We start from the raw sequence: 11,987 nt of genomic DNA, 5'->3' as shown, positions 1-11,987 counted from the left end.
CGGCGCGCGAGCCAAATATCTTGCCAAGCATCGCTGGGCCGCCGCGCGCATACGCACGGAGCCACGGCTCACTTTCCAGGAGCAGTTGCAAAAGGCCGTCCTCCCCCGAAATCCGCTCCCGCCATTCTTGGCTGCACCTGATAGGGCAGCGGCCTATCCGGCCAGGCTAGCGTGAAGGCCGGCGCACCAAATCAGCGCCGCCGAACTCCGTCAATCGGAAAATGGGCAAATTGACGCGCGGACAAACCGTTGTCCCGCCTTGGCAAATCGGATGACGGCGGGACGGGCGTCGGAGGGGGCGGGGCGCTAGCCGCCGGTCACGCTCATATGCCGGCTGACGCTCGGGCGGTTGTGGCGGCGGTCGATGATGAAATCATGCCCCTTCGGCTTCAGTCCGATGGCGCGGTCGATCGCGGCCGCGAGCAGGTCATTGTCGGGCGAGGCGCGCAGCGGCCGGCGCAGATCGGATGCGTCCTCGTGGCCGAGGCAGGTGTGCAGCGTGCCGGTGCAGGTGATCCGCACCCGGTTGCAGGATTCGCAGAAATTATGGGTCATCGGCGTGATGAAGCCGAGCTTGCCGCCGGTCTCGGCGACGCGGACGTAGCGGGCAGGGCCGCCGGTGTTGTCGTCGAGATCGGTCAGCGTGTAGTGCGTCTCGAGCCGGGCGCGGAGCAGCGACAGCGGCACATACTGATCGATGCGGCCTTCACCGATGTCGCCCATCGGCATCACCTCGATCAGGGTCAGCCCCATCCCCTTGCCGTGCGCCCATTCCATCAGGGAGGGGATCTCGTCCTCGTTCATGTTCTTCAGCGCGACCGCGTTGATCTTGACCGCGAGCCCTGCTGATCGCGCGGCCTCGATACCGGCCAGCACCTTGTCGATGTCACCCCAGCGGGTAATCGCGCGGAACTTGGCGGCATCGAGCGTGTCGAGCGAGACGTTGACGCGGCGGACGCCGCAATCGGCGAGTTCCCCGGCGAAGCGTGCGAGCTGCGAGCCGTTGGTGGTCAGCGTCAGCTCGTCGAGCGCCCCGGTCGACAGGTGGCGCGACAGCGAGCGCACCAGGCTCATCACGTTGCGGCGGACCAACGGCTCGCCGCCGGTGAGGCGGATCTTGCGCACGCCCTTGGCGACGAACGCCGAGCACAGCCGGTCGAGCTCTTCCAAGGTCAGGAGGTCGGCCTTCGGCAGGAAGGTCATGTCCTCGGACATGCAGTAGAAGCAGCGCAGATCGCAGCGATCGGTCACGGAGACGCGCAAGTAGCGGATCGTCCGCCCGAACGGATCGGTCATCGGACGGGACAGCGTGTCAGAAAGGGGCTCCGTGGATCCGTTCATTCAACTCAGGCCCTGCACCTTGTTCCCCACACCGGAGCCGCGACGACGGGCTCCGCTTCCCGCAATCTATGCATGTTGGCGCGCCGTCACAATGCGTCCCTACGGATGATCCAAGCGATGATCCGCAGCATGCAAAGCGGCTCGCGTACGATAGGCGCAGGACATCGCTCGATGCCGGATCTCGATCGCAGCACCGCTAGCGCAAAAGGCCCGGCTCTGTCGCCAGAGCCGGCCTTTTGCAGTGCGATCCTGGTTCAGTGGGTCGGCGCTGCGGCGGCTGGAGCCGAGGCCGTGGCGGCCGGCGCCGCGTTCGGATCGGGGAACGGTGAGCCGGCGGCGGCCGGGGCGGGCGCCGCTGCGGCGGCGGCCGGCTTCGGTTTCCTGTGCTTCGGATGCGTTTTGCGCGGCGGCGGGCCGGCCGGCTTCAGCTCCGCGAACACCGGGCTCGGATCGAGCGCGGTCGTGGCCGGCGTGGTGAAGTCACCCGGCGTATGGGTCACTGTCACAGGCACCGTCTCCGGCTGGTATTTCGGCAGATTGAAAGTGACGGAGAAGTTCGTTTCCGGCGTCGGCACCGACACCGAGCACGGCGTCTTGCAGCCCGGCCCGAGCGAGGTCACCGCATCCGCGCCCTGCGGCGCGGAATCGAGCTGGACCTGCATCGGCGGCGGGGCCGACTTGAACGAATCCAATGAAAAGGAGGAGCAGCCGGCCAGGCTCAGCCCGGCGACCGCAATCGCGATGATACGACGCATGATTCCACACTCTACTGCGGCTATCAGCCACAATCCCCGGCCGGACCATAGGGGCGCCGGAACAGAGGCGCAACAGCGGGGGCCCTGTTCCTTAAAGGATGGTTAACGAAAAATTCGCATAGCTTGATATCGCCAAGCAATATCAAGTGCTTGGAGATATCTTATGGCCTCGTCAGGCTGGCGACGGCGTCCGGCAGGTCGCGCATATGGCTGATCAGCCGGTCCGGCTTGAGCTCCGCCATCGGTACGTCGGTATAGCCGAAATCGACCCCGATGACCGGGACCTGGGCGCGCCGCGCCACCCCGACATCGGTCCCGGCATCACCGACCATGATGGCTCCCGGGAGCTGGCCGCCGGCGCGCGCGACGGTCTCGCGCAGGAACATGGGGTCCGGTTTTGCCACGCCGAACGTGTCGGCGCCGCAAATCGCGGCAAAGCGCGGGCTCAGGCCGAGCCGGTCGAGCAGCAGTTTCGACAGCCATTCGAGCTTGTTGGTGCAAACCGCGAGCCGATGGCCCTGCGCGTCGAGCCTGTCGAGCGCGGCTTCCAGCCCGTCAAACGGCCGCGAGCCGTCGGCGATATGCTCAGCATAGTAATCGACGAAGTCCGTCGTCAGGCGGTTGAGCTCGGCCGTGGTGACGGCGCGTCCCTCCACCTCCAGCCCGCGTTCGATCAGCTTGCGCGCGCCGGCGCCGATCATGTTGCGCGCGGAGGCGAACGGCACCGGCCGCAGGCCCTCTCGGTCGAGCACGTAGTTGAGTGCGCCGATCAAGTCGGGAGCGGTCTCGACCAGTGTCCCGTCGAGATCGAAGACAATGATGGGGGGAGATGAGGCGGGCATGATGCATTTGGCTATCGGGCGGCGCGCCGTGATGCAAGAGTAGATGCTGGGACGTCGCAAAAGGGAGGCGGCGATGCGGCAACTTGCTGGAAAGACCGCATTTATCACGGGTGCGGCCAGCGGCATCGGATTGGCGTTGGCGACGGCCTTTGCCGGCGAAGGCATGAAAGTGATGCTCGCCGACATCGAATCGGCGCCGCTGGACCGTGCCGTCGAGGCGCTGCGCGCCTCCGGAGCGGAGGTCCGTGGTGTCGTCTGTGATGTCGCCGATCCCGTCAGCATGGATGACGCAGCCGACGCTGCGTTCCGCGCCTTCGGCAATGTCCATGTTCTCTGCAACAATGCTGGCGTCGCCGCCGGCGGCGGCATCGAGCAGATTTCGATCGAGAGCTGGCGCTGGGTGATCGACGTCAACCTGATGGGCGTCGTGCACGGCATCAAAAGCTTCCTGCCGCATATCCGCCGGCACGGCGAAGGCGGCCATATCGTCAACACCGCATCGATGGGCGGGATGAATGCCGGGCTCGGCTTCAGCCCGTACTCGGCGAGCAAGTTCGCAGTCGTCAGCATGTCGGAGGGGCTCGCCTGGCAGCTCGCGCCTGATGGCATCGGCGTCAGCGTGCTCTGCCCAAGCTATGTGCGCACCCGGATCGGCGAGAGCGGGCGCAACCGCCCCGAGCGATACGGACCGACTCCCGAGCTCGATCCCGCCGGGCCGTCGGCCGCGATGGTCGCGGAGATCGCGCAGCGGCTGGAGGCCGGGCTCGATCCTGCGGTGGTGGCGGCGCGAGTTCTTTCCGCGATCCGCGAGGATCGGCTCTACATTTTCACCCATCCCGGCATGCGGGCCGAGGTCGAAGGCCGTTTTGCGACGATTCTGGCCGCAATCGATGCGTTTTCCGGGCAATAGCCGGTCTCGGCAATAGGTCTGACGGACCGTTGATGGTGCTATTCCTCCCCACAAAACGACGCTAGATATGCGCCCGCCGGATGGGGCGGATGGCATGCCCGCCGGCAAGGCGCAGAATAGAGGGGCTTCGGCACGTGGATATGGACGCACTGAAACGCCAGGCGGCGGCGCGCGCGCTCGATGAGGTGCGCGACGGCATGAAGCTCGGGCTCGGCACGGGCTCCACCGCCAAGCATTTCGTCGAACTACTCGGCGAGAAGGTGCGGTCCGGCCTGAACGTCGTCGGCGTGCCGACCTCGGAGGCAACCCGCGCGGACGCGATCCGCTGCGGTGTCCCGCTGGCCACCCTGGACGACATCGATCATCTCGACCTCACCGTCGACGGCGCCGACGAGATCGATCCCGCCTTCAACCTGATCAAGGGCGGCGGCGGCGCGCTGCTGCGCGAGAAGATCGTCGCGGCCGCCAGCGATCGCATGATCGTGATTGCGGATGACAGCAAGTGGGTCGAGGCGCTCGGCCGCTTTCCCTTGCCGGTCGAGGTGATTCCGTTCGGGCTTGCCGCGACCAGGGCGGCGATGGTGCGCGCCTTCGCAAAGGCCGGCGTCTCGGGCGAAATGGTTATCCGCAAAGGCAAGGACGGTCACGTTTTCGTCACCGATGGCGGCCACTGGATCGTCGACGCCCATCTTGGCCGGATCGGCGATCCGCCGCGCCTGGCCGGTCTGCTCAGCGTGATCCCGGGCGTGGTGGAGCATGGTCTGTTCATTGGGCTCGCGAGCGGTGTCGTTCTGGCCGGCGCGCAGGGAATTCGGGTTGTTGAACGGCGATGACGCCGCAAGCAAGGAGACTTGGAATGAAGCGTTTCTCGGGACTTTTGTCGGCTGCGACCCTTGCGGTCGGATTGGCGCTGGCTTCGGCGCCGGCCATGGCGCAGCAGCAGCAGCAGCCCGCGCCGCCGAAGGTCAAGCAGTCCTCGCCCGCGGCGATCGCCTACGCCAAGGAGATCCTGGCGCTCAAGAACGTGGCGACCATGTATGCGGGTGCCGTTCCGGGCATCGTCGAGAAGACCAAGACCGGTCTGCTGCAACAATATCTCAACTACCAGAAGGATCTCGACGAGGTCGCGGTCATCGTCGCCAAGAACATGGCCGGCCGTGAGAAGGAGATCGGCGAGGGCATGGCGCAGATCTATGCCAGCGAGTTCACCGAGCAGGAGCTGAAGGACCTCGTGGCGTTCTACAAGTCGCCGCTCGGTCAGAAACTTTTGACCTCCGAGCCCAAGGCAATCACGGACTCGCTGAACTATATGCAGCAATGGGCGCAGCAGTTTGGCGTGATCGTCGCGGCTCAGTTCAAGGCCGAGATGAAGAAGCGCGGCAAGGATATCTAAGCGCGCCGTGCCATTGGGCTCCTCATGGTGAGGAGCGGAGCGTGCGTCTCGAACCATGAGGCCCCCACCAGCGGCCTCGATCCTTGGAGACGCCCGCTTCGCGGGCTCCTCAGTATGAGGAGAGCGAGTTGTGCGAGCCGGTTTCCGGCGGAGTTGCTGAAACTGAGATTTGACCATGGCGGATTTCGACGTCGACCTGTTTGTCATCGGTGGTGGTTCGGGCGGGGTTCGTGCCGCCCGCATCGCGGCCGGCCATGGCGCCAGGGTGATGGTCGCCGAAGAGTATCGGATGGGCGGCACCTGCGTGATCCGCGGCTGCGTGCCGAAGAAGCTCTTCGTGATCGGCAGCCACGTCCACGAGGAGATCGAGGACGCAGCCGGTTTCGGCTGGAGCATCGGGCAGGTCTCCTTCGATTGGGCGACGCTGGTCGCCAACAAGGACAAGGAGATCGCCCGCCTCGAGCGCGCCTACACCACCAATGTCGAGAAATCCGGCGCCACGGTGGTGAAGACCCGCGCGGTGCTGGAAGACGCCCACACCCTCAGGCTCGCGACCGGCGAACAGGTCACGGCGAAGTACGTTCTGATCGCGACCGGCGGCGCGCCCAATCACGGCCCGGCGATTCCCGGCATCGAGCACGTGATTTCCTCCAACGAGGCATTTCACCTGAAGGAGTTGCCAAAGCGCATCGTGATCCAGGGCGGCGGCTATATCGCGCTGGAATTCGCCGGCATCTTCGCCGGCTTCGGCTCCGACGTCACCGTGATTTATCGCGGCGACAACATCCTGCGCGGCTTCGACGAGGACGTGCGCAAGCATGCCCGGGCCGAGATGGAGAAGCGCGGCATCACCATCATCACCGGCTGCACGGTGACGAAGGTCGACAAGCACGGTGAGGGGTTCACCACGCATCTCTCCAGCGGCTCCAGCATCGCCTCCGACCAGGTGATGTTCGCGATCGGCCGGCACCCCAACGTCGCCAATCTCGGCCTCGAGACGGCCGGCGTCGCCATCAATCCGGCCAACGGCGGCATCCAGGTCGACGGCTGGTCCAAGTCCTCGGTCGACAACATCTACGCGATCGGCGACGTCACCCACCGTACCAATTTGACGCCGGTCGCGATCCGCGAGGGGCACGCCTTTGCCGACACCGTGTTCGGCAAGCGGCCCGTGCATGTCGATCACGCGACGATCCCGACCGCGGTGTTCTCACAGCCCGAGATCGGCACCGTCGGCCTCACGGAAGAAGAGGCGCGGGCGCAGTTCAGCCACGTCGACATCTACAAGACCGATTTCCGTCCGATCAAGGCGACGATGTCCGGGCGCGACACCCGCGTGCTGATGAAGCTCGTGGTCGACGGCATGAGCGACCGCGTGCTCGGCTGCCATATCGTCGGCGATGGTGCGGCCGAAATCACGCAAGTCGTCGCGATCGCCGTGAAGATGAAGGCGACCAAGGCCGATTTCGACGCCACGATGGCGCTGCATCCGACGGCCGCCGAAGAGCTGGTGACGATGCGCAGCCCCACCGCGCGCCACGTCCGACAGGCGGCGGAGTAGAGACACTCACCCGAGGCATTATCCCGATGAGGGTACTGGCGCTGTGGCTGATCCTTCTCACGGCGCCGGGTGCCGCACACGCCGGCGACGATGTGTTCAAGGTTGGCATCGCCAGCCGCGATTTCATTCCGCCCGAGCCTTTCGATTGGCGCGGCGCCAGGACTCATGCGCTCCGCGCCATGATCTGGTACCCGGCCGTGGCCGCTGCGCGCGAGCAGCCGCAATCGGTCGGGCCTCCCTTTATCCCCTTCGCCCGTGCCGGCCGTGCCGCGCCTGACGCCGCGCCGGCGCCGGGACCGCGGCGTCCGCTGGTGCTGCTGTCCCACGGTTTCGGCGGCACAGCGTCGGATCTGGCCTGGCTGGGCGCGGGGCTCGCAGCACACGGATTCATTGCCGTTGCGGTCAATCACCCCGGGAACAATGGATCGGAAGACTATACGGTCGACGGTTATGCGCTGATGTGGCTGCGCGCCGTCGATCTCAGCGCGATCATTGACGCCATGCGCGCCGACAGGACTTTCGGCGACCAGATCGACCAGGCGCGGATCGGCGCCGCCGGGCATTCGCTTGGCGGCTACACTGTGATTGCGATCGCAGGCGGCATCACCGATCCAGCGCGGACGCAGGCATTCTGCCGCTCACCCGCGGCCGACGCATTGTGCACAGCGCAACGAGGCGTCTCGGATCTGCGCGAGAAAAGTCTGGTGCGCCTCAGCTCTGACCCCGACTACCGGCGCCGCTATAGCCTTGCCGGCAATTCCTATCGCGATCAGCGTATCCGCGCCGTCTTCGCCATGGCGCCGGGGCCAGGACCGGCCTTTACGCCAGAGAGCCTTGGCGCGATATCGATCCCGGTTGCGATCGTCACGGGAAGCGCCGATGAAGTCACGCCGCCAGCCTCGGGCGCAGAAGCGCTGGGCCGGGCGATTCCGCATGCGGCGCTCAAAGAGTTTCCGCACGCGGGCCATTTCGTCTTCTTCGACTCCTGTACAGCGGCAGGCCGTCTGTTGATCAGGGCTGCATGCCGCGATCCCGATGGCACCGACCGGGACGCCATCCATACCGAGACCATCAGCCTCGCGCGCGATTTCTTCAATGCGAACCTGCACTGAGCGTGGACGCGGCATCGCAGGCCAGCAGCCCACGCGGAGTAGGGCCTCGGGACCGGGAAAATCCGTGGCGGCCCGGCCGAACCCATTGGCGTCTAGCCGTGTGAGCTACCCCCAACTCCGGGCAAGCTGATTGGCCCGGCTGGTCTGTTGTCATACAATGCGGACGGTGCAGCCTCGATGCGGCACTTGTTGTGCGCAAGGGTGCTGCCCGGCGACACGGGAGGGACTCATGGCCGCGCTGGTTTATGGAGTGCTTTCTTACATCCTGTTTCTGTTGACGTTCCTGTATGCGATCGGCTTCGTCGGGAATATCGTCGTTCCCAAATCCATCGATCATGGCGGCGCAGCCGCCTCGACCACGGAAGCATTTGTTGTCGATCTCGTGCTGCTCGGTCTGTTCGCGGTCCAGCACAGCGTCATGGCCCGGCAGGGCTTCAAGCGATGGTGGACCGGATTTGTGCCGGCTTATGTCGAGCGCAGCACATACGTGCTGTTCGCCACGCTCATCCTGATCCTGTTATTCTGGCAATGGCGTCCGCTGACCTCCGAGGTCTGGACCGTCAGCGCCCCGGTCGGCGTTGCGATCCTGCAAGCCATCTTCTGGATCGGGTGGGGCATCGTGTTGCTCGGCACGTTCCTGATCAATCATTTTGATCTCTTCGGGCTTCAGCAGGTCTACGCCTATTCGCAAGGGAAGGTGGCGGAGTCACCGAGCTTCAAGACGCCGCTGTTCTACAGGTTCGTTCGCCATCCGATCTATCTGGGCTTTATGCTGGCCTTCTGGTCCACGCCGACGATGACGGTCGGGCATCTGCTGTTTGCAATCGCGACGACCGGCTACATCCTGATCGGCATCTTGCTGGAGGAGCGCGACCTCGTGAAATTCCACGGCGAAGCCTATGTCGAGTACCAGCAGCGTGTGTCGATGATCATTCCGATGCCGCCGAAAGGAACCTGAGACCGGCGCGCTGTCGACCTGCGAGACCAACTGGTCCTGCGCTGACGGGCTACGACAGACCTTCCATGGGTGTGCTATGCTGACGCGTCCCGCTGGCTGCGATCCCTTAAGGGACCTTGGCAGATGCGGACCCGCGCGGCTGAGGAACCTCGCGGCGGCCTGGAAGTTGGACTTACGTAGCACGAGCCGCGCAGCGATCCCCGGGTATTCGGGGCGCAAAGCGCGGGGGATAAGCTACGGTCGTTGCAGCAACGATTGTATTTCCAAACGATTTCTCAGGAGGGAGGCCATCCATGACTGGTCCAACCGAGCAGGAGATCCGGACCCGCGCCTACGAACTCTGGAAGGCTGCCGGCGAACCTCGGTGCAAAATGGACGTGCTCTGGTATCAGGCCGAAAAGGAATTGCTCTCACAGAGGTCCGGCCACGGGAACGGCTCGCCCGAAGTGACCGAGCGCCAGAAGGAGGCCCCGCAAGCAGGGCGTTGGAGAAAATCCGGCAAGCCAAGAAAGGCGGTCCAGCACCGGAGCTGACGCTGCAGCCGCCGCGCGTACTTCGGGCTGCCGTTCCAAGTCTTGCGGGTAAGTAGTCCGCGTACTGGCGGGGGCACGGACAGCGCGATCTCTTGGCGCCAATCACTGAGTTGCCCGACAGCGCAAGCCCCTCATCCCTGCGCCCTCTACAAAGAGAGGGCGGAACGAGATGCAAAGCTCGGACGATTCATGTTGCGAGATCGCGGATGTATGACTCGCGGATGTATGACTCAGAGCGCTCCAAACACTCGCTGTCGTCCCTGCGAAAGCAGGGACCCATAACCCCGAATGCATGTTGTCATGCACCGTCTGGAACGACGAGTCCCGTTCACAACCCAAGCCGCGGCGTATGGGTCCCGGCCTCCGCCGGGACGACGCGGCGGAGCGAGCTGCGGCCTCATGGCTCAAGCCCTGACGTCTCCGGAAATACTGGATCACCCGCATGCGGGGGATGACAGCGTGGTCGGGCATTTGACAAATTGAATCGGAAGCCAATTCCGTCATGCCAACGAGGCCGCCGGAAAACTATCTCATGCAGACGCCCTGGATCGAAATGTCCTTGATGCAATGGCTGCCGGGACCGCAATCGGTGTCGAACGTGCAGGTGTTGCCATAGGTGCCGTTGACATCGAGCGGCGAGGAGGAAGCCGGCTGTTGATCGTTGGCATTGCCGGGCGACAGGCCGCCGACGCAGACCCCGTAGATATTGCCGGACGTCTTCAGGCAGCGGCTGCCCGGCTGGCAATCCGTATCAAACGAGCAGGCCATTGTTGGGGTGGACGCCAGCAGCAGGGCGAGCACGAGATATCGCATCGGAATGCCTCCGGCGAATGGCAGATTGCGGTAGCGCTCGCGCATCCACGTCACCGCCGCGGTGACATCGAGCGCGGCCCAGTTCAGGACGGCATTCCGCCTGATGCCGCGCGGCAGGAACAACGTCACCGCAAGCGGGTAGCCATCGACAGCGGGCGCGACGATGTCGTCGCTAAAAACGTCGTCCAGCGCGGCCGCGCCTGCGGCATTTACCCCAGCATTCATGGTATGCTCTACCAAATGCGAATTCAGCTTTTCCTGCAAGAGCTTGACGGAGTTGCAGGAATCCTTCTAGCGGGGGTGGGGGAGCCTGTGTATAACCCGGGCCTTTCCTCGATCGTGGATTAAGTTGCGGTTTTTGCTCAGGAGTTGACCTCATGTCCGAGCGGTGGACACCCGATAGCTGGCGCGCCAAGAAGGTCGTGCAGGTTCCCGATTATCCCGATGCCAAGGCATTGGCGGATGTCGAGGCCCAGCTTGCGACCTTTCCGCCGCTGGTGTTCGCCGGCGAGGCGCGCAACCTGAAGAAGGCGCTGGGCCGGGTCGCCGCGGGCGAAGCCTTCCTGCTACAGGGCGGCGATTGCGCCGAGAGCTTTGCCGAGCACGGCGCCAACAACATCCGCGACTTCTTCCGCGTGCTGCTGCAGATGGCGGTCGTGCTCACCTATGCCGGCGCGCTGCCGGTGGTGAAGGTCGGCCGCATCGCCGGCCAGTTCGCCAAGCCGCGCTCGTCGCCGACCGAGAAGCAGAACGGCGTCGAGCTGCCGAGCTATCGCGGCGACATCGTCAACGACATCGCGTTCACGCCGGAAGCGCGAATTCCCGATCCGCAGCGGCAGTTGATGGCCTATCGCCAGTCGGCGGCGACGCTGAACCTGCTGCGCGCGTTCGCGACCGGTGGCTTCGCCAATCTCGGTAGCGTGCATCAGTGGATGCTCGGCTTCCTGAAGGATTCGCCGCAGTCACGCCGCTACAAAGAGCTGGCCGACCGCATCTCGGACGCGCTGAACTTCATGCGTGCCTGCGGCCTCGACCTCGAAAGCCACCCCGAACTGCGCGCCACCGACTTCTACACCAGCCACGAGGCGCTGTTGCTCGGCTACGAGCAGGCGATGACGCGGGTCGATTCCACGACCGGCGACTGGTACGCGACCTCGGGTCACATGATCTGGATCGGCGACCGCACCCGCCAGCTCGATCATGGCCATGTGGAGTATTTCCGCGGCATCAAGAACCCGATCGGCCTGAAATGCGGTCCGTCGCTGAAGCCGGACGAGCTGCTGAAGCTGATCGATGTGCTGAATCCGGACAACGAGCCGGGACGGTTGACGCTGATCAACCGGTTCGGCGCCGACAAGGTCGGTGACCATCTGCCGGGCCTGATCCGCGCCGTGCAGCGGGAAGGGCGCGTGGTGGTGTGGTCGTGCGACCCGATGCATGGCAATACCATCACATCGACATCAGGCTACAAGACCCGGCCGTTCGACCGCGTGCTGTCGGAGGTGAAGTCGTTCTTCCAGGCCCACGCCGCCGAGGGCACGCATGCCGGCGGCGTGCATCTGGAGATGACCGGGCAGGACGTCACTGAATGCATCGGCGGCGCGCGCGCCATCACCGATGAGGATCTCAACGACCGCTACCACACGGTCTGCGATCCGCGCCTCAACGCCGAACAGTCGATCGACATGGCCTTCCTGATCGCCGAGCTGTTGAAACAGGAGCGCGCCGGCAAGACCAAACCGATGCCGGCCGTCGCGGGGCTGTGATTT

Annotated in this window: 11 protein-coding genes and 1 pseudogene; 8 read left to right on the top strand and 4 right to left on the bottom strand. The window is 64.8% G+C overall.

The genetic code is table 11. The features are described from left to right. Positions 1-306 precede the first annotated feature (306 nt). The 3 genes from moaA to P6U30_RS22250 all read right to left on the bottom strand — a co-directional run bounded on the left by moaA (position 307) and on the right by P6U30_RS22250 (position 2,938). On the bottom strand, positions 307-1,341 hold the full coding sequence (gene moaA, locus P6U30_RS22260; protein ID WP_407165052.1) for a GTP 3',8-cyclase MoaA: 1,035 nt from the start codon (positions 1,339-1,341) through the stop codon (positions 307-309). 254 nt (positions 1,342-1,595) lie between these two features. After that, on the bottom strand, positions 1,596-2,096 hold the full coding sequence (locus P6U30_RS22255; RefSeq protein WP_407165051.1) for a hypothetical protein: 501 nt from the start codon (positions 2,094-2,096) through the stop codon (positions 1,596-1,598). Positions 2,097-2,257: 161 nt separating this feature from the next. Continuing rightward, positions 2,258-2,938 carry an HAD-IA family hydrolase gene (locus tag P6U30_RS22250; RefSeq protein WP_407165050.1) on the bottom strand — a complete coding sequence of 227 codons (681 nt, stop codon included), beginning with the start codon at positions 2,936-2,938 and terminating at the stop codon, positions 2,258-2,260. A 73-nt stretch (positions 2,939-3,011) separates the two neighbouring features. Between P6U30_RS22250 and P6U30_RS22245 the strand changes: the two genes are divergently transcribed. From P6U30_RS22245 to P6U30_RS22215, 7 genes are all read left to right on the top strand, one after another. After that, positions 3,012-3,848, top strand: a complete 837-nt coding sequence (locus P6U30_RS22245; RefSeq protein ID WP_407165049.1) for an SDR family NAD(P)-dependent oxidoreductase — start codon at positions 3,012-3,014, stop codon at positions 3,846-3,848. Between the two features lie 134 nt (positions 3,849-3,982). Beyond that, positions 3,983-4,681: a ribose-5-phosphate isomerase RpiA gene (rpiA, locus tag P6U30_RS22240; RefSeq protein ID WP_407165048.1), complete on the top strand. Its 699-nt coding sequence runs from the start codon at positions 3,983-3,985 to the stop codon at positions 4,679-4,681. 23 nt (positions 4,682-4,704) lie between these two features. After that, positions 4,705-5,241 carry a DUF2059 domain-containing protein gene (locus P6U30_RS22235; RefSeq protein ID WP_407165047.1) on the top strand — a complete coding sequence of 179 codons (537 nt, stop codon included), beginning with the start codon at positions 4,705-4,707 and terminating at the stop codon, positions 5,239-5,241. 175 nt (positions 5,242-5,416) lie between these two features. Further along, positions 5,417-6,802, top strand: a complete 1,386-nt coding sequence (gene gor / locus P6U30_RS22230; RefSeq protein WP_407165046.1) for a glutathione-disulfide reductase — start codon at positions 5,417-5,419, stop codon at positions 6,800-6,802. A gap of 26 nt (positions 6,803-6,828) precedes the next feature. Next, a complete protein-coding gene (locus P6U30_RS22225; protein WP_407165045.1) occupies positions 6,829-7,914 on the top strand; it encodes an alpha/beta hydrolase family protein in 1,086 nt (361 codons plus the stop codon). A 229-nt stretch (positions 7,915-8,143) separates the two neighbouring features. Beyond that, positions 8,144-8,872, top strand: a complete 729-nt coding sequence (mddA, locus tag P6U30_RS22220; RefSeq protein WP_407165044.1) for a methanethiol S-methyltransferase — start codon at positions 8,144-8,146, stop codon at positions 8,870-8,872. 293 nt (positions 8,873-9,165) lie between these two features. Continuing rightward, positions 9,166-9,405, top strand: a complete 240-nt coding sequence (locus P6U30_RS22215; RefSeq protein WP_407165043.1) for a DUF2934 domain-containing protein — start codon at positions 9,166-9,168, stop codon at positions 9,403-9,405. Between the two features lie 825 nt (positions 9,406-10,230). Here the strand turns inward: P6U30_RS22215 and P6U30_RS22210 are convergent. Then, a pseudogene (locus tag P6U30_RS22210) lies at positions 10,231-10,443 on the bottom strand (alpha/beta hydrolase); the annotation flags it as partial. 152 nt (positions 10,444-10,595) lie between these two features. Between P6U30_RS22210 and P6U30_RS22205 the strand changes: the two are divergent. Continuing rightward, a complete protein-coding gene (locus P6U30_RS22205) occupies positions 10,596-11,984 on the top strand; it encodes a class II 3-deoxy-7-phosphoheptulonate synthase (protein WP_407165042.1) in 1,389 nt (462 codons plus the stop codon). Positions 11,985-11,987: the final 3 nt, after the last annotated feature.

This window comes from Bradyrhizobium sp. ORS 111 (assembly GCF_045571485.1).
Taxonomy (GTDB): Bacteria; Pseudomonadota; Alphaproteobacteria; order Rhizobiales; family Xanthobacteraceae; genus Bradyrhizobium.
Note: the sequence above shows the minus strand (reverse complement) of the source record. Positions and strands in the feature narration are given on the sequence as shown.

What these genes read in the sequence shown, in the direction of transcription:
- moaA (WP_407165052.1), bottom strand. Translation starts at nt 1,341, where the DNA reads ATGAACGGATCCACGGAGCCCCTTTCTGACACGCTGTCCCGTCCGATG.
- P6U30_RS22255 (WP_407165051.1), bottom strand. Translation starts at nt 2,096, where the DNA reads ATGCGTCGTATCATCGCGATTGCGGTCGCCGGGCTGAGCCTGGCCGGC.
- P6U30_RS22250 (WP_407165050.1), bottom strand. Translation starts at nt 2,938, where the DNA reads ATGCCCGCCTCATCTCCCCCCATCATTGTCTTCGATCTCGACGGGACA.
- P6U30_RS22245 (WP_407165049.1), top strand. Translation starts at nt 3,012, where the DNA reads ATGCGGCAACTTGCTGGAAAGACCGCATTTATCACGGGTGCGGCCAGC.
- P6U30_RS22235 (WP_407165047.1), top strand. Translation starts at nt 4,705, where the DNA reads ATGAAGCGTTTCTCGGGACTTTTGTCGGCTGCGACCCTTGCGGTCGGA.
- gor (WP_407165046.1), top strand. Translation starts at nt 5,417, where the DNA reads ATGGCGGATTTCGACGTCGACCTGTTTGTCATCGGTGGTGGTTCGGGC.
- P6U30_RS22225 (WP_407165045.1), top strand. Translation starts at nt 6,829, where the DNA reads ATGAGGGTACTGGCGCTGTGGCTGATCCTTCTCACGGCGCCGGGTGCC.
- mddA (WP_407165044.1), top strand. Translation starts at nt 8,144, where the DNA reads ATGGCCGCGCTGGTTTATGGAGTGCTTTCTTACATCCTGTTTCTGTTG.
- P6U30_RS22215 (WP_407165043.1), top strand. Translation starts at nt 9,166, where the DNA reads ATGACTGGTCCAACCGAGCAGGAGATCCGGACCCGCGCCTACGAACTC.
- P6U30_RS22205 (WP_407165042.1), top strand. Translation starts at nt 10,596, where the DNA reads ATGTCCGAGCGGTGGACACCCGATAGCTGGCGCGCCAAGAAGGTCGTG.